Source organism: Bacillus daqingensis (genome assembly GCF_042654445.1).
Classification (GTDB): Bacteria; Bacillota; Bacilli; order Bacillales; family Salisediminibacteriaceae; genus Alkalicoccus; species Alkalicoccus luteus.
This window is the reverse complement of sequence record NZ_JBHSGK010000019.1, coordinates 14,465-31,822: the sequence shown is the minus strand read 5'-3', so window position 1 is coordinate 31,822 and position 17,358 is coordinate 14,465. Positions and strand designations below refer to the sequence as shown.

The 17,358-nt window shown below is 51.7% G+C and carries 12 protein-coding genes; 2 read left to right on the top strand and 10 right to left on the bottom strand.

The genetic code is table 11. From position 1 onward, the window contains the following. The first annotated feature begins 30 nt into the window (after positions 1 to 30). Complete coding sequence (locus tag ACFO4L_RS14705) at positions 31 to 1,728, top strand: glycoside hydrolase family 88 protein (protein ID WP_377910415.1); 1,698 nt, start codon at positions 31 to 33, stop codon at positions 1,726 to 1,728. Here the strand turns inward: ACFO4L_RS14705 and ACFO4L_RS14700 are convergent. Beyond that, on the bottom strand, positions 1,702 to 2,364 hold the full coding sequence (locus ACFO4L_RS14700) for a hypothetical protein (protein WP_377910414.1): 663 nt from the start codon (positions 2,362 to 2,364) through the stop codon (positions 1,702 to 1,704). The genes ACFO4L_RS14705 and ACFO4L_RS14700 overlap by 27 nt on opposite strands. A 546-nt stretch (positions 2,365 to 2,910) precedes the next feature. Between ACFO4L_RS14700 and ACFO4L_RS14695 the strand changes: the two genes are divergently transcribed. Continuing rightward, positions 2,911 to 5,106, top strand: a complete 2,196-nt coding sequence (locus ACFO4L_RS14695; RefSeq protein ID WP_377910413.1) for a CapA family protein — start codon at positions 2,911 to 2,913, stop codon at positions 5,104 to 5,106. Positions 5,107 to 5,206: 100 nt separating this feature from the next. Here ACFO4L_RS14695 and ACFO4L_RS14690 read toward each other — a convergent pair whose 3' ends face one another. From ACFO4L_RS14690 to ACFO4L_RS14650, 9 genes are read right to left on the bottom strand one after another with little or no spacing between them, the layout of a single operon-like run. Then, a complete protein-coding gene (locus tag ACFO4L_RS14690) occupies positions 5,207 to 6,799 on the bottom strand; it encodes an acylphosphatase (protein WP_168005954.1) in 1,593 nt (530 codons plus the stop codon). Between the two features lie 25 nt (positions 6,800 to 6,824). Then, positions 6,825 to 8,366, bottom strand: a complete 1,542-nt coding sequence (locus ACFO4L_RS14685; RefSeq protein ID WP_377910412.1) for an ATP-binding protein — start codon at positions 8,364 to 8,366, stop codon at positions 6,825 to 6,827. 4 nt (positions 8,367 to 8,370) lie between these two features. Next, positions 8,371 to 9,915, bottom strand: a complete 1,545-nt coding sequence (locus ACFO4L_RS14680) for a hypothetical protein (protein WP_377910411.1) — start codon at positions 9,913 to 9,915, stop codon at positions 8,371 to 8,373. Beyond that, entirely contained in the window at positions 9,912 to 11,123 is a 1,212-nt protein-coding gene (locus ACFO4L_RS14675) for an ATP-grasp fold amidoligase family protein (protein WP_377910410.1), read from the bottom strand. The genes ACFO4L_RS14680 and ACFO4L_RS14675 overlap by 4 nt, the downstream gene beginning before the upstream one ends. Before the next feature lie 12 nt (positions 11,124 to 11,135). Next, positions 11,136 to 12,926 (bottom strand): glycosyltransferase, encoded by a 1,791-nt coding sequence (locus ACFO4L_RS14670; RefSeq protein WP_377910409.1) that lies wholly within the window; start codon positions 12,924 to 12,926, stop codon positions 11,136 to 11,138. Positions 12,927 to 12,962: 36 nt separating this feature from the next. After that, positions 12,963 to 14,498 (bottom strand): ABC transporter ATP-binding protein, encoded by a 1,536-nt coding sequence (locus tag ACFO4L_RS14665; RefSeq protein WP_377910408.1) that lies wholly within the window; start codon positions 14,496 to 14,498, stop codon positions 12,963 to 12,965. Positions 14,499 to 14,514: 16 nt separating this feature from the next. Beyond that, positions 14,515 to 15,291, bottom strand: a complete 777-nt coding sequence (locus tag ACFO4L_RS14660) for an ABC transporter permease (protein ID WP_377910439.1) — start codon at positions 15,289 to 15,291, stop codon at positions 14,515 to 14,517. Between the two features lie 4 nt (positions 15,292 to 15,295). Continuing rightward, positions 15,296 to 16,087: a glycosyltransferase family 2 protein gene (locus tag ACFO4L_RS14655; protein ID WP_377910407.1), complete on the bottom strand. Its 792-nt coding sequence runs from the start codon at positions 16,085 to 16,087 to the stop codon at positions 15,296 to 15,298. After that, positions 16,077 to 17,219, bottom strand: a complete 1,143-nt coding sequence (locus ACFO4L_RS14650; protein ID WP_377910406.1) for a glycosyltransferase family protein — start codon at positions 17,217 to 17,219, stop codon at positions 16,077 to 16,079. Before ACFO4L_RS14650 ends, ACFO4L_RS14655 begins: the two co-directional genes overlap by 11 nt. Positions 17,220 to 17,358: the final 139 nt, after the last annotated feature.

Genomic DNA, 17,358 nt, shown 5'->3' with positions numbered 1-17,358 from the left:
AATGTATTTCTTGAAAAAGGAGTCAATACTGTGGAAAAACTACTTTCAACAATTTTTGATGCTGTTAAAAAACGAACAACAATAGATGCTGTCGACACAGAACTGGAGAACGCCTACCGCACGAAAGAAGGCGAGCTGATCGTGTACCTTTCTGTCGGCAACAGCTACACGCGCGCGTTCGTGACGATGGGCCGCGGCAAAACCGCTGCCGAGGCGATCAATGAGGCGATCGAATCGTACCTGGAATACCGCGTGCGCCACCTGAAGCCGATATCCGTCAAGCTGGACGTTGTCCGCGAGGTCGTTCCCGGCCGCAAGCAGGGCAGCCGCTTGAACGTGAAGAAAGATGAAATTCTTTACCGGCGCGGTGAAGACGGCTTTGCATTTTCCGAGGACCTGCGCATCTCATTCCTCCCGGAAGAAGTAGAGGCGTATAAAATGATCCAGGAGCGCCACCTTGTGAAAGAAAACGCGTTTCTCGCATTTGAAAAACACCCGCTGCTGTTTGATCAAAAAGCTGTGAAAACACTTTTGACGAACGAATTTATGGATGTCTATAAAGTGCGTACTCACAGTCATTATTATGACAAGAACGGCTACTTGAAGCTTTACCGCGGCCACCGGTTCTTTGACGACCTGAACCGTGACGACCTTGTTAATGCGATTACGCTGGCAAAAAACAACTACTTTAAGCAGGCAGTAAACAGTAAAGGAAAAATCGTTTACGCCTATCAGCCGCACAACGGCTCCCAGGCTTCCGGCTACAATATTCTCCGGCATGCGGGCACGACGTATTCGATGCTCGAAGTTCATGAGATGATGCCTGACGACAGGCTGCTGGATGCAGCGAAGCGCGGCATTAACTTCCTCAAGAAAAAAGTAGAGGATATTGAAATCAACGGCAAAAAAGCACAGGCTGTTGTTGAAAAGGGTGCCGCTAAGCTCGGCGGTAACGGGCTCGCGATCGTGTGCCTCGCTAAGTATACGGAGCTTACCGGAGACCGCCAGCATCTGGAGCTGATGCAGAATCTGGCCACGTGGATGGGCGAGCTGCAGGATGAATCAGGTAAATTCGCTGTGCATAAGCAAAAAGTGGCGACTGGCGAAAACACCGGCTTCATCTCCCACTACTATCCTGGTGAAGCAATTCTTGCGATGGTGCGTCTCTATAAAATCGACGGAGACGAAAAATGGCTCGATTTTGCTGAAAATGAAGCCAACTATTTGATCACTGACCGTGACAAAACAGAAACAATCGATACAATTGCACACGACCACTGGCTTCTGTACGGACTGAATGAGCTTTACCGTGAGCGTCCGAAAGACATGTACTTGAAGCATTCCTTCTTTATTGCAGATGCGATGATTCACGCTCAGCGGCTGGATCCAAACGAGTACAGCCGCGAATGGATCGGCTCTTACAAGCAGCCGGGCACTCCGCGCTCCACACCGACGGCCTGCCGCAGTGAAGGTCTCGGAGCAGCGTACCGTCTGGCGATGGATCACGGCTATGAAGACAAAGCGGCATCGTACAAAGCCGGTATTCACGAAGGCATCAAGTTCCAGCTGCAAATGCAGCTGCGGCCGGAGTCCGTCATGTATTACATGAACAAGCGGCTCTGCCTCGGTGCTTTCCACGCCGGTCTGAAAAACTACGAGCTGCGTAACGACTACACGCAGCACAACATTTCCAGCCTTATTTCATATGCAGGTATTCTGGAAAAGTAAACGCATTTTTCTCCTCCTCGGCATGGCGCTGAGGAGGATTTTTAGTGTGCCCTCCTTCAATCCGGGCCTTAATCGTAACTGACTCTCGCTATTCGCATGGGGGGCCGCCTTTACGAGGTGGAATTTACCGTTTACGAGGCGCTTTTTCCTGTTTACGAGGAAATTATTGCCTGTTATGAGCAGGTTGGCTTTCGTTATGAGGAAGTGCGCCTCTTCCACCTCCTTCACCGGCTTCGGCTCGGGCCGAAGCCCTCCGCTCAGAAATCCCTTCCTTATTCGTAACTGACTCCCGCTATTCGCACGGAGGTCCGTTTTTACGAGGTGGAATTTACCGTTTACGAGGCGCTTTTCCCTGTTTACGAGGAACTTTCTGCTTGTTATGAGCAGGTTGACTTCCGTTATGAGGAAGTGCACCGCATCCACCTCAATCACCGGCTTCGGTTCAGACCGAAGCCCTCCGCTCAGAACTCCCTTCCTTATTCGCAACTGAACACCGCTATTCGCATGGGGGTCCGCTTTTACGAGGCGGAATTTACCGTTTACGAGGTGCTTTTCCCTGTTTACGAGGAACTTTCTGCTTGTTATGAGCAGGTTGGTTTCCGTTATGAGGAAGTGCACCGCATCCACCTCAATCACCGGCTTCGGTTCAGACCGAAGCCCTCCGCTCAGAGATCCTCTCCTTATTCGCAACTGAACACCGCTATTCGCACGGGGATCCGCTTTTACGAGGCGGGATTCATCGTTTACGAGGAGCTTTCTACGTGATACGAGCAGCTTGCTTCACGCTACGAGGAAGTGCCTTGAAAAATCAGACAGCTTCTTTTGTTTTATTATGAAAATAGTTCCGCTTCTGCCCTTCTTTCTCAGGCTTTACTAACTCTTTACCCAACAAATACATGCAATCTGTTTAGCAACCGCATTTTTAGGCAATATGTATCATATCTGCTTCAATTCCTGCAGGAGGAAGGTTACCCTTTCGTTTTTTCGTTAGCAGGTTTGTCCGTGGTTATACATGCAGAATATAGGATTATTTGAAAGATTCATCAGAAAATACGTAATTGATAAAAATGTTGGTGACTCTCTCTCCAGCGTGTAGTAATATTATCTCACGGTGCAGACTACCTACCTGGGAACGTCCACAGCGATGAAGCTTTTAATCAACTTAAAGAGGTGTTGTGAATCATGAGCAAGCCGTTTACGATTACGTTTGCGGGAGATACAAGTCTTGGTGACTGGTATCTGCAAAAACCAAACAGAATCACGGAAAAAGAGCGATTGGAGCGGGATCCTTTTTCTTTCGCAGAACAAACTGCGCCTTTGTTTAAGAAGAGCAATTTCTCCATTCTTAATCTCGAGACCGTACTTGAAGAAGATCCGGACGGCTTTCAGGAAGGCAAGCAGTATCCAAACTGGGATCATCCGGAACGTACCGTTAACCTGCTCAAGGACCTGAACATTAAAGCGGTGAGTCTGGCGAATAACCACACAATGGACTTTGGGCCGGACGTTCTTTTAAATACAATAAGCACATTAAAATCAGCAGGCATTCAGCATTTCGGTGCTGGCTCTTCTTTGTCAGAAGCGGTCAGACCACTGAAAATTGAAGTGAAGGCAGGGCTTAAGAAAAATAATGTATTCGTGTTTACAGGTATGAGAGCCTCCAAACGATACCGGGAAGACTATGGGTTCATGGCGAAAAAAGATTCTCCCGGAGTGAACTCGCTGAATGAAAGCCGCATGCTTCGAAAGATTGAAGAAACAAGGGCAGCCCATCCGGAAGCCTGCATTGTCATCTGTCCTCATTGGCAGGGCTCTGATTATAAATGGGTAAAGTCTGCTTACGAGGTAAAATGCCGTAAATTTATTGATGCTGGGGCTGACTTTGTTTTTGCGCATGGAACTCACATGGCGAATCACATTGAAAAATACGAAAGCGGCGTCATCGCTTATTCGATCGGCAACTACATTTTTAACTCGCCAGGCCGCTATGACAAAATGAACGCCCCACCTTTCAGCCTGATTGTGGAACTTACCGCTGACTATGACAAACAAAGCGGATGGTCATTTACACCTGTTTTTTATCCGATCGTCACAGACAACCGGCGAACCGGCTTCAAAACCCGTTTTGCAGACAGAGGAGAAGCAGCCGAACTATTGCACACGTTAAATGAGAAGCAGTATATCGGAGATGATGAAGAGGTGATCTGTGATAAAGATCACGGTCCTGCCTATGTGCTTCCAAAAGGGCATAAAAATATTAAACTAAAATCAGATGAAGTTGCACAGCTGCTGCCGGATCCGGCGCTCGATACAGAAAAAGACCTTTCAGAGAATGAGACCTTTAAAAACGAAGTGAAGCAGTTAGAAGACATTCAGGTAAAAATAGAAACTTACCTGAAAGATTATTACCAGACATTCGCACAAAATAAATCCGTGATTGAAGATAATGACAAGCTTGAGACCCTGTCCGTCATTCTGGAGAAGCGGTTTATTTCTCACGGGTTTCTGAAAAAATTTGAGCGAAAGAAAATTCCGATGCTTAGTTCCTTTTCATTCAAGGATATTATGGTGGAACAGTCGGCGCTGAGAAAGCTTGGTCATCAGAATCATGCATGGCAGCTTGACCGTAAAACAAAGGCGTTCCGTTTCGCTGATGAAATCGGTCTTCGCAGGCCGAAAAGCTCCTCTCGTATTTATACATTTGAGGAGATAAAGGACAAAGAGGCGCCGATCGTGATTAAGCCTGTGCAATCAACAGGTTCCAGAGGTGTGTATCTTATTTTCAATGACTCAAAAATATTGTCTGCCCGCAATAACAAGTATTTATCCAGCCGGGAGGAAATGATAGAGGAAATGCGCGAGCCGCTTGCGGCAGTTTATCGCGGCAATCCGACAGGCCAGCTGCTAAAGGATGAATGGATAACCGAAGAGTTAATTTTGCGCGAGGAAGATTCTACTGCACCGCCGCTTGATTATAAATTTTACTGCTTTTACGGAGAGCTTCTGTTTGTCTTGGAAGCAGATCGTTCAGATGCTTCCGGCTTCAGCGTTTGGAATGCTGACGGAACGCTTGCAAAGACCGGCTGGCAGGATGAAAAGCTGCGGGAAGGAATTGGATTCTCTCAGGAGGATGCAGACGAAGCGCTGCGGGCCAGCCTGGAGATCCCAGCACCTTTCATACGCATGGATATGCTGAAGAGTCACGACGGGATTGTATTTGGTGAAGCGACCCCACGTCCTGGAAAATTTCATCTGTTTAACAAAAAATACGATCAGCTGCTTGGACGAGCTTATAAAGAAGCAGAAGCCAGGCTGCAGCGCGATTTGCTGAACGGAAAAGAGTTTGCAGCGTTTAAAAAACACTTTACGATAAAGTAGTGATGATGAAACCAGACCGGACGTAAATCCGGTCTGGTTTTTCGGTTCTAAATTTCTTCCCATACGAAAAGCAGCGGCTGCAGCCGCTGCTTGTTACGTGCTATTTACGTCCTAACCGGACGATTTTTTTCGCAATATCCAGGGCCAGTCGCACCGGATACGTCATTTTCCACGTGGTACTGTGGACAAGCTGGTCATACTTTCTTGCGATCCGCTTGTACTCTGCACTGGAGAGGCCACGGTAATTCCCTCTGGAATAGCTTTTCTTCGCCTGCTTTGTCTGAAAGCCCATGCGGACAGGCTTCGTCCATTCTTCTTCGAGAATCTCGCGCACTTCCGCACGTTCCGGTCCTTCCAACACTACTTTTTTGAAGTTATTCACTTTCTTTTTATTCGGATGGCAGACGACGATGGAAACAGAGCCGTCGGCTTCATTACGTGCATAGCCATGCAGGTCGCGCATCAGTGCCTCCCGCTTGACCCAGGCGCGGTACCCGACACCTTGCACTTCGCCGCGAACTGTATAAAGCTTGCCGTACAGCTCTCCTTTAGGCGGCTTAGGTACTTCCACCATCGTAGCAGAACGGCTTTTAATTGGCGCAATTACGTTATCAAAGTCAAAATAAAGGTTCGATCTCGGATAGTCGGCCGTTTCCGGGAAATAATAGTCGATAAACGCCTTCGCAAAATCACGCGGTGTTCCGATCATTGGAAACAAGTGGCCGCCAAGCCCCGGACGTGAGTTCACCTCAATGACGGAGCCGGCACCGGTTTCGTCATCAACAATGATATCCACGCCGCTTTGAGCGAGACCCGGGATCGCTTTTGTCGCTTCGATCGCAATCCGTTCAAGCGCCGGAGACAGCTCCTCGGTTACGTCAACGGAATCTCCCCCGTTTGAGAGGTTACTTTGAACGCGCAGGTAAATCCGTTTGCCTTCTTCGAGAACCGAGTCCAGCTCATAGCCCGCCTGCTCGATCATATAGAGCACTTCTTTATCAATCCGGATCATCCGGCTCGTCAAGTGCGGGTTCAGCCTGCGGAATTTGTTTTTATCCTGGATCAGCTTGCGGATCGTGCGCTGACCGTCGCCGACAACATTTGCTGGAATACGGTGCATCGCACCAAGCACTTTTTCGCCGAGAACGATGACGCGGAATTCCTTTTCGCCTGGAATATGTGTTTCGATGATGACTTCTTTGTAACCAAGCTCGTCGCGTACGTACTCGATCGCCTCTTTTAACACCTGTTCTTCGCGGACGTTTGCAAATACCCCTTTGCCGCCGTTTGCACTGACAGGCTTTAAGACGAGCGGATAGCCAAGCTCGTTTCCGTACGCGAGAATGTCTTCATTCGAGGCATCCTCTAAAAATTTTGCCCCCTGTGGAGTCGGTACATTCGCCTTTGTTAAATACTGCTTCGTTAAATCCTTGTCGTCACAAATATCAAATGCTTCATCCGTCACGAGATCGCCTTTCGACAATGCAAAATGATGCTCTTTGTTTTTATGCCGCAGCGAATAGCGGACTTTCAGCTTCATTTCTTCATCAAATTCGCGGTAAAAGCGGAGGCGGATGCCGCGGCGCCAGCCTTCCAGTGCGACGGTATAGGTACTGATCCGTTTTCCCTGCCCTGCTTTCGGTACGGCTCCTTCTAAGTGCGGGAGCCATTGATAGGTTGTTTCCTGTATCACGTTGGGTTCCTCCTGTCCGGGCAGCTTATCGTCTGCCGAATCGTTTCTTCAGTCTCGTGCGGATACCGGATGCTTCGCGAGCCGTCCGCGCTGCTGCTTTTTCTTCAAGCTTCCACTCTTCCAGCAGCTGTCTTCGTTTTATATAGGCCTCCACAAAGGAAGGTCGTGTATCATCATGCCAAACAAACTCTGCCGCGATCATCCTGCTGCTTTCTTCAGCGGTGACCGTACCCGACTCTTTAAGCCGCTGCTTTACTGCCTGCAGATCCTCTGGTGTGCCGAGGAGCGTCGCAGTAAGCGTCTTATTTTTCAACAAGCTGACCGTGCCATACAACGTGAGCTCTTTCATCAAGCGCTCCAGCTGATGCTTTTGCTGCTTTAATGCTCCTTCACAGGTAAACGACTGCTGGATGGTGCCTGTCTGTTCGGGAGCGGGCGCTACTGTGATACGCGAGGCTCCGGCTGCTTTTACGGCCGCTTCGATGGGACCGAGATCAAAATAGACGTGATCACTGCGCGGTGCGTTTGCTGAGGCTGGGAAATAAAAGTCGATCAGCGCTCTCGGCACATCGCGGCTCGTCCCGGTGATTGGAAACAGGTGTGAGCCAAGGCCCGGCTTCGTGTTCACTTCGATCACGACTGCTTCCTTCCAGTCCGGGTCCACCATTAAGTCTACACCACAATGAGGCAGTCCGGGAACCGCTTCTGCGGCACGGATCGCAGTTTCTTTTATTTTTTCTGAGAGCAGGTCGGTTACGTCAACCGGATCGCCTCCTGCTGAAATGTTGCTGACGCGTTTGACGACGATCGTTTCCCCGGCTTTCGGAACCGTTCTGAGCGTCCAGTCTGAAGCGTGCATCGTCGTGTAAAAATGACGGTCGAGCTTGATCGGGCGGTGGTATAAATGCGGCACCTCCCGCCGGTCTTCGTTCTTTTGCTCAATCAGTTTGGCAATGGAGCGCTTTCCGTCCCCAGTGACACTGGCCGGACGGCGCTGCACGGCGCCGAGCACTTTTCCGTCCAGCACCATGACGCGGCATTCTTCTCCCTCGACAAACTGCTCGACGATCACGTGCTTTAAACCCAGCTCCTGCCGCACGTAGGTAACGGCTTTTTGAAACGACGCCTCATCGCGAATGTTCACGATGACACCTTTGCCGCCGGAGGCGTTCGTCGGCTTTAACACAAGCGGAAAGCCTTTATCTTTGGCATACGCGATAACTGCTTCATCCGTTGCTGCTTCCGTGAAGGTTTTTCCGTGAGGAACCGGAACGCCATGTGCCCGCATTGCCTCGTTCGTCCGCGATTTATCGTCACAGATCGCCTCTGCTTCATCGGTGATCCGGTCGCCTTTTGATCCTTGAAACTGATGCACGTTTGAGCCATCTGAGAGCTGATAGCGCAGCTGAAATTCGCCGTCCTCGCCGCGGATCGACCAGAACGTCAGCTCGAGTCCCCGGCGCCAGCCTTCAAGAGCGATCGTATAGAGACTGATTTTTTTATCCTTCGCCGCAAGCGGAACCGCATCAGTTAAGTGCGGGAGCCAGACCGGCTTCGTTTGTTTCATCTCGTTACGTCCCCCTCTTTGAGAGCAGCTTCAGCTTCCCAGGAAGCCCCGCGGTTGTCCGCAGCAGCTTCAGCGTCTGTTCCGTCCGACGCCTTGCGGCAGCTGTCCGGCTTATCAAAGTCGTTACCTCTGCCTGATCCCGGAGCAGCTCTTCCCGGCTCTCATATACGCGGAAGGCAGGTGTGATAAACGCCGGGCCCCTGCCGGCTTCTTTGGCATCAGGAAGCGAGGCTCCGAATGCCTCCGCTTCGTCTCCAGCTGCGAATACGTGCCAGCGGTCCACCCCTTTCGGCTTCAGCCAGCCGTTAAGCCTTCTTTCCATCGCTTCCACATAGATCTGATGCCGTTCCGCTGCATGCAGCGGCTTCTCTATGACCCAGTGTATCCCCTGCGGCTCCTCTGATGGGCAGTCCGGCACTTCAGAGACGGATGCCACCCCGGTTTCAAGTGCCATCAGGCTGTCCTGAAGGTGAAAGTACGCGTGAGACGCCCGAGTATGCTGTTTCGTTTCTGGAAAATAGTAATCGACAATTGCCTTTGGAATGTCGCGACCTTTCCCGTGCATCGGAAACACCATCAGGGCGATTTGAGCAGTTGGGTTCACTTCGAGCACAACGGGGCCGCGCTCGTTTGAATGAATGATATCCACTCCCCCGTGCGGAAACTCGGGAAATGCCTGCAGTGCGCGGACGGCTGTCTGCTTCATGTCATCAGGAAGCTGATCCAGTACATCCACTGGATCGCCTCCTAGTGAAACGTTGCTTTGCGTCCGAAGCGCGACGACCTGACCTGCAGGAGGACGGCTATCCAGCTTCAGTCCCTGCCCCTGCAGCATAGCTTCCACGGCGGTATCGAGTTTGATCAGCGCCGTCGCAAGACGTGGGTTACTGCGCCGTTCGCCGTTTTTACGCGCAATCAACTCTTCGATTGTCGCATTGCCATCGCCGGTTACCGATGCCGGATCCCGCCGGACGGCTCCTGCTACGTGTTCACCAACGACGTACAGCCGGTACTCCGGCCCTTCAATGTGCTCTTCGAGAAGAACAGGCTCCCCAGGGTGCTCCTGTTGCAGCTCCCGGTATACTCCGACGAGCTCGTCTGCGGAAAGATTCGTCCGCACGCCGCGTCCGAAGCTGCCGTCATTGACTTTCAGCACGAACGGACCTGCAAGCTTTCCTGCTTCAACCGCAAGATCTGATTCCGATTCCAGCAGACTGCCGCGCGGAGCCGGAACGTCTGCCTGATGCAGGTACTGCTTTGTGCGCGTTTTGTCGGCTCCCGCTTCGACTGCTTCACGTGAGACACCATCACCTCGAGAACGGAAAAAGCGGACCGTTCGTTTTCCATCCGACAGCGTAAACAGCCTGCCGGGACGGTGCGAATACCAAAAAGGAATATCAGCAAACGCCTGACTTTTATGAGCATGAAACTGAAGTGTCAGTCCGCGCCGCCAGCCTTCCAGCGCGATCAAGTATCCGCATAACAGCGGTCCTTGCGCCTGATGAACGACAGCTGCAGGAAGGTGGGGCGGCCATTGTGCCGGGTTCATAGCAAATTCCTCCAATGTATGTAACGCTCTCCGTTCAGTAAATCATGCATGAGCGCTTCTTCAGCTTCCAAAAACGCTTCCCCGAGCGCTCTGTCGGTTGCGGCGTCGAACTGATCATAGTTGCCGGGCTTTGGCGTGCATTCGCCAAATAAAAGGCCATCGGTCGTCTGCAGAAAATCAAACCGGCAAAACGGGGCCGGAATGGCTTTTCCAAGTCTGGACGCAGCTTCAAGCGCCCGTAGATCCGGTCCGTCGCCATCCATGAGCTGACCGGTATACTTACCCGTCTCAATTGGCTCCCCTTCCGGCGTCCACCAGCAGTAAGCCGTTTTCGGACTGCGGGAAATCTCCAAAATAAGAACTGTTTTTCCGTAAAACGTGTAGCACTTCATATCGCGTGCCGGCTCTTTCGTGTCTTTATCCGCATAATAGACTTTCTCGACGTTCCAGCTGTCCTCAGCAACGCGACCGCCCGCTAAATCTTGCTCCAGCTCGCGGCGAAGTGCCTCCAGAGAGGGGAGCACCTCAGACGTTTTCACGTTTAAAATGTCATCTTCCGCACGGAGTACGTAAACTCCGCGCCCGCCTGCCCCATCTGCCGGTTTTACGACGGTTCCGGGGGCGAGCGTCAGCTGTTCAAGCGGTACGGACGTTGCAAGCACCTCCGGCACGGCAATATCGAGCGAGCGAGCAAGCTTATAAGCCTTCTCCTTATGGTCCACTGTCCATTCCGGCAGAGCGTGACCCTTTTGCAGCCGCCTCGTCCGTGCTGTCAGCTGGCCGCGAAAAGAGGAGAGCGGCTCAAGAGATGGAATGGTACGATGCTCAATTCCGCGTGCAAATCGCTCCGGCAGTTCCGCAGCAGAAAACGCAGGAAGCAGCAGTTGACGCATCTGGTCTTCTGCTGCGGTTCCTTCCCTGGCCGCCTGACGGAGCGCTTCCAGCATCGCTTCTATGCTGAAGCGGTCATGCAGCTGCTTCTTTGCCGCCAGCTCCTGCGCGAGCTCCATCAGCGTGCCTTCCCGGTACGACTCCCGCACCGTTTCACGGACACGGGCAAGATCGTTCATCTCATCCGGGAGCGCTTTGGGTGCAGGCGTTTTCTGCTTGTATACCTGCTCACGCAGCTTTTGGTTTTCCTGCTCGAGACGCGTCATCTTGCTGCCTAATAAGCGCGCTCGAAGACGCGAAAGCGGAGATTGACTCACAAAACCCCTCCTTTACTGCTTCCATTCAGGTGCCGTACCGGTCAGCCGGCGCACTGCTGCTTCCACTGCGGCCTTATCAGCCGCTTTGCCGGTTACAACCGCTTGTTGGGCTTCCATGAGCGGTACAAATCGCTGCTTTTCCAGTAAAGCTTCCGTATCGGAAAAGCGGACTTCACCGGCACGGATTTTCTCTCCGTAGACGAGCATTTCCACTGCGCCGTTGTTGATCAGCTTTCTCCAGCGCGGATGCACGTGCGTAAATGGTGAGCTGTCATAGCGGTACAGCAAAACGAAGCCGATTCGCTTTTTCTCTGCTTCAGCTGCCTTCAGCTCGTCAGCGGCAAGCGCATCTTCGGAACGGAAATCAGCCGCAAATACGACGTCAAATTCCCGCCAGCCGTCTTCTTTTGCTTCCCGCTCTGGACGCATTGGCTCCGGTACGGAAAACGGACGCTCTGTCTGCTCCGGATCGTAGTAGAGCGTGCCTGCGTTTTTATGATGATAGTCGTGCGCCATTTCATATTCGCGGCGGGCGCCCATTTTGTAGTTAGGCAGCCCGAACGCTTCGTTGCCTGTGAGCGACTGATCGGACTGGCGCTGGAAGGAAAGCGGTCCGGTCGCAAGCTCTACGACGGACTGCTCGCCGAACAAGCGCCGGCAGCGGAAAATAAATTCAGAGTCTGCTGCAAAGCGCACACGGTCCCATGAACCGAGTTTTTCGAGTACGCGCTCTCTGCGGAACATAAACGATGACATGTTGTTAAACAGATATTCTCCAGGACGGGCGCGGCGGTGCAGGGACAGATCTTCAAACATACGCGCCTGCTGTGACATGTTGGCTACAACGTCCTCGTTCTCCAGCAGATGCAGCACCTGCTTTTCGATTTTTTCAGGATGCGACCAATCATCGGCATCGTTTACCGTGACAAAGGTGCCGGTCGCCTGTTTCAGTGCCAGATTACGGGCGGCGTAAGGCCCGCCATTCTGCTCCACTTGCAGCACCTTAATCCGTTTATCTTCTTTTGCAAAAGCTTCTGCTGCTTCGACTGTACCGTCGGAGGAAGCATCATCAATGATAAGAATCTCCAGGTTCGTCCACGTCTGCGCCTGCAGCGAATGAATCGCTGTCTTGAGCGTCGCTTCCGCGTGGTATACAGGCACGAGCACGGTTACTTTCGTGTCCTCAAGCGCCGGCTGGTTGACGAGCTGCTTTTTCGCACGCGGCTCGAGGGCGTCATAGGCGGACAGCTGGTTGCGTACAGCCGGGTCGAGCTGAATTTTCATTAAACCTGCGTCACTGAGCACCTTATTTAAATATGGAATACGAGCTTCTGTGTCTTTTATGGTATTTGCACGCGCCAAATACAGATCCGGATGCGGCTTCTTTTTGATCAGCGCATCCAGAACGGCTTCAGCCCGGTCGCGTGTGCCAAGCTGCAGCATCGCTTCTGCAGCCAGAATCGACGCGCGGCGGATTTTTTCTTCGTTCTCCTCCGTCTGCAGCATGTCGAGCAGGTAGTCGAGTGCTTTTTCTGCTCCTTCTTTCGTGTACTGATTCACGTGCCAGAGCGCCAGCTCAAAGGCCGCATAGCGCTTCAGTGCAGGACGCTTCGTCTTTTCATGCAGCGCTTCCAGATCGTGAAGCGCCCGCTCCGTGAAGCCGAGATTGTTAAGCTTCCATTTGAGCGTTTCCACTTTTGCTGTCGGGAGGCCGAGAAATGGAACGACCTGCTTCAGTTTGTCCTTCTGCTCTTTCGTCAGGTTGGCACTGACGCGTTTTTTCATCGTCTGCAGTTTGTTCATGAATCGGGTCACCTGCTTTCATGGAATGGCGCGGCATCAGGAGCTCCGCGGTTTCAGTCTCGTCTTCTTTTGCACGTTGTACTTATCCTTGTACCGGGCGATGGCCTCTTTCGGATCGCCGTCGTATAAAATCTTCCCCTGGTCCATCCAGATCGCACGCGTGCAGATCTTCTCCACAAAGCCCATGCTGTGCGATACGATGATGACGCACTTCGCCATCTCGATCATTTCCTGGATTTTTTCACTCGCTTTCTGCTTGAAGGCAATGTCACCGGTTGAGAGCGCTTCATCAAGAATGAAAATGTCCGGCTTGAGCGTCGCGGCTATGCTGAAGCCAAGCCGGGCCTGCATGCCGCTTGAGTAGTTCTTGACCGGCTTGTCGATCGCCCGGCGGATCCCGGAAAAATCAACGATCTGCTCGTAGTCTTCGTCGATTTTTTTCTTCGGGATACCGAGCAGCATCCCGTTTAAGTAAATGTTGTCCCGGCCGGTCAGCTGCGTATTAAAGCCGGTGCCGTATCCGAGAAGTGATGTTGTTTCCCCGTGCAGCTCAAGTTTTCCTTCATCAGGGGTAAGAATATTCGTCATCAGCTTGCAGAGCGTGCTTTTCCCCGCTCCGTTATGACCGATAATGCCGACGACTTCGCCTTCTTTGATCGTAAATGAATTCTCTTTCAAGGCCCAGAATTCCTCTTTATTGACGTCATATCGCACACCGATATTTTCAGCCCGTACGATCGTCTGGTCTTTGATCGTCGTCTGCGTTTTCTCAATGTCGAGTCTTTTTTGCGCACGCGGCTTCCGCTCCGGTACCGATTCCTTGTACAGGTTCGTGACTCGCTTCGGGTCACCGTCTGCGCGGATCACGCCTTTATCGAGCCAGATGAGCCGGTCACAGTTGCGGCGCGCGTATTTCAGGCTGTGCGTCACGAGAATAACCATCTTGGCTTTTTCCACGAGCTCTTTCATCTTTTCGGCCGCCCGCTGCCCGAAAGCTGCGTCACCGGTGTTGAGTGCTTCATCAAGAATGAGAATTTCCGGCTCCAGGTGAGCGGCGACGCTGAATCCGAGACGTGCCTTCATTCCGCTGGAGTACGTTTTAGTAGGACGGTCGAGAAACTTCCCCAGTCCCGAAAACTCGTGAATGTCGTCGATGAATTCATTGATGCGGTGCTTGGAAATACCGAGCATCATCCCGTTTAAATAAGCATTCTCCCTGCCGGTTAACTCTTTATCAAAGCCCATACCCATGGAAAACAGAGCAGAGACGCGGCCATTCACCGTCAGCTCTCCTTCATCTTTTTCCAGAATGCCGGAAAGCATTTTGCAAATCGTCGTTTTGCCGGATCCGTTTGAGCCGATAATGCCGAGAATTTCGCCTTTGTAGCCTTTGAAGCTCAAATTCCGCAGCGGCCAAAATTCTTCTCCGGCATCCGGATCCTTTTCCCGCTTAATAAAACGGAGCGCAAAGGATTTATAGTCGTCGGTGCGGTTGCCGGAATGAAACTTCACGCCGAGATCGTTTGCTTCGATCACGACTTCGCGGTTTTCCGGTGCCTTGTTGTCACTCATACTGTCACACCCTCACTTAAAGTGCTTTAATGATTTTGTACTCGTTGCGGCTGTAGTAATACAGGAATGCATAGACGAGCAGCGCGGACACGCCGAGGATTATCGACAGTGCAAAAAAGTTCGGCGACTGCTGGTACATCAGCACGTCCCGGTACGAGTTGACGATGTGGGCGATTGGATTAATATCGACCACCCACTGATACTCGTCCGGAAGACGCCCGCCCTCCCAGATAATCGGGGAAGAGTAGAATAAAATTCGCGTTACGTGCGTAAGCAGGTTTTCAATATCCCGGATAAAGACGGATATGTACGCGAGAAACAGGCCGATCGCAAGCAGAAACACGAGCTGTACGATGATAATAATCGGCAGATAGATCGCCTGCCAGCCCGGCATGACGCCAAAGACGACGAGAAAGATCGCCACGATGACGAGTCCGAACGAAAAGTTCACCATTTGTGAAAAGGTTCTGGTGATCGGAAAAATCGACTTCGGCAGGTACACCTGGTTAATGATCGAGGCATAGCGCAAAATCGATCGCGCCGAGCTGTTAATCACGGTATTCGTCCAGCGCCAGGATACGAGTCCGATGACGAGGAAAACAGCGAAGTTTTCGCCGCCTCGTCCGAGAATGAAGCTGATCAGGAAGTAGTAAACGACCACGCCGAGCAGCGGGTCGAGCAGCCACCAGAAGTAGCCGAGATAGCTGTTCCGGTGTTCTGCTTTCAGGCCGGATTTGATCAAATAAACGATCAGATCCTTTCGTTTCATAATTTCATCCATGTATTGTCGCATCACGTTACTTGACACCGCCGTTTCCAGACGTTGACGCACGTCGGTATTTTTTCCATTTGTTCCACGCATAGTGCATAAAATAGTAGCTGCTGGTGAGCAGATTTAATTTTTCTATGTCCCGGTAAACTTTCCAGTTCTGCTTCGCCATCTTTTTCTTATCACTCGAGATCGATGCTTTCTGCCTGCGGTATACGGCAAGCGGCTCACTGATGCCATAGGCGGTAAAGCCTCTGCGGCAGAGCTCCAGCCAGAGCACGTAATCCTGACGGGTGCGGATATCGAGCATTTTGAGCGGGCCTGTCTGCTCCAGATCAACCATCACCGTCAGGCAGCCGATCATGTTCTGCTTCAGCAGATCACGGTAGCCGACGCGTGCCGGGATCAGGTCGCCAAGCCCCAGATTCGTCCCGTCGCTATCAATGACGTAATACTGCGAAAACGTGAAGGCTGCACCGTACTTTTGCATCCAGGCGAGCTGCCGCTCTGTTTTATGCGGCAGCCACTGGTCGTCGCTGTCTAAAAAAGCGGCATACGTGCCGGCGGCCTGCTCAAGCGCAGTATTTCTCGCGACGGCTGCCCCGCTGTTTACGACAAGCTCAATCAGGCGGATGCGGCTGTCTTCAGCGGCATACGTGCGGATTATTTCCCGCGTTTCATCCGTTGAACAATCGTCCACAATCAGCATTTCCCAGTTCGTATACGTCTGTTTCTGTACAGATTCAATCGTTTCACCGATCACACCGGCTGCATTGTACGCCGGAGTGATGACTGAGACGAGCGGCTGTTTAGTTGTCACTGTATTCACCTGCTTCAATTCCGTTAAGTCTATCATACAAATTCGTCAGTTTCTTTTCCTCATGACCCCAGTTTAAATAGTTCTGCACGGCTTTCCTGCCGCGTTCTCCCATCGTCTTTGCTTCCTCCGGATTCTGACGCAGATAGTTGATGGCATCACGGATATCTCCCTCGCTGTCCGGGTTCACACAAATACCGCACTGATATGTATCCATAAACGTCTGCCATTTCGGGTAGTCCGAACAAATGACTGGCAGCCCGGCGGCCATATATTCAAAAAACTTCGTCAGCTCTTTTTTCATGTAGTGCTCGCTTGGCGGAAACAGGGCGATTCCAGCAAGCCATCCGCTTTGGGCGTAAGCCGCATCAATCTCTGCTTTCGGTACGTAACGTCCCTCACCGTGCAGATGAAGACGCCCCTCATGTGTACCTGCACGCTGCTTCATCTCAGCTGCGAGGCTTTCCGGACAGTAGCCGTACAAATGAACCTGAAGCGACTCATCCAGTGCCGGAAGCGCTGCGTGCTGCACGGCCCCGCGGTCCTTCGTTACGTTTCCTGTGTAAAGAAGTCCGTCTGCCTGATGAAATGAGCGATCGATGCCTGTCAGCTTCTCCTGTAAAATCGGATAGTTTAATACGCAAAGACCTTGAGGGTATTTTTCCAGGTAATATTTTTCTGCAAGAATCAGCTCCATCCGCCGGGTGCAAAATGCTTCGACCTTTTTATAGACTGATGCAATAAGTTGACGGACCGGCCTGGTGAAGTACTGTCGCTGCACGATGCCAGTTTCGTAATCTTCGTGAATGTCATAAATGACGTGATTCCGCTTGTTTTTCAGCAGCCAGCCGACCGGCAGCAGCTCCGGGTCGTGAATATGGTAGATATCCGCCTTCTGTTTCTTGGCGCGGAAATAGGCACGGACCGTTCCGAAAAGGAGTCCTTTCCAGCGGTTCGAGTACTTCGGAAGCGGCTCAAACGGCACTTCCCCTTCCTCGGTATTAGTCGGCACCGGCGCCAGAAGAGTTACGTCATAGCCTGCCCGTTTCAGGGAGGCGCACTGTTTATAGTAAATTCGCGGATCTAACGGATGGTGCAGTGTCGTCATATGCAGCACCTTAACAGTATGTCTCATAGAAAACTCCTACGTATAAAGTACAGCTTTGTTCGCTGCAAACTTTCCAACATCATATTATATCATAGGAAAAGGAATTTTCCTGCCCTTAGCAGGAGAATGTAACCGAATTGATACGTGCTAATGTTACAAGTTCATT

Coding starts and splice junctions, on each gene's coding strand:
- ACFO4L_RS14695 (WP_377910413.1), top strand. CDS start 2,911: ATGAGCAAGCCGTTTACGATTACGTTTGCGGGAGATACAAGTCTTGGT.
- ACFO4L_RS14685 (WP_377910412.1), bottom strand. CDS start 8,366: ATGAAACAAACGAAGCCGGTCTGGCTCCCGCACTTAACTGATGCGGTT.
- ACFO4L_RS14680 (WP_377910411.1), bottom strand. CDS start 9,915: ATGAACCCGGCACAATGGCCGCCCCACCTTCCTGCAGCTGTCGTTCAT.
- ACFO4L_RS14670 (WP_377910409.1), bottom strand. CDS start 12,926: ATGAACAAACTGCAGACGATGAAAAAACGCGTCAGTGCCAACCTGACG.
- ACFO4L_RS14665 (WP_377910408.1), bottom strand. CDS start 14,498: ATGAGTGACAACAAGGCACCGGAAAACCGCGAAGTCGTGATCGAAGCA.
- ACFO4L_RS14660 (WP_377910439.1), bottom strand. CDS start 15,291: ATGCGACAATACATGGATGAAATTATGAAACGAAAGGATCTGATCGTT.
- ACFO4L_RS14650 (WP_377910406.1), bottom strand. CDS start 17,219: ATGAGACATACTGTTAAGGTGCTGCATATGACGACACTGCACCATCCG.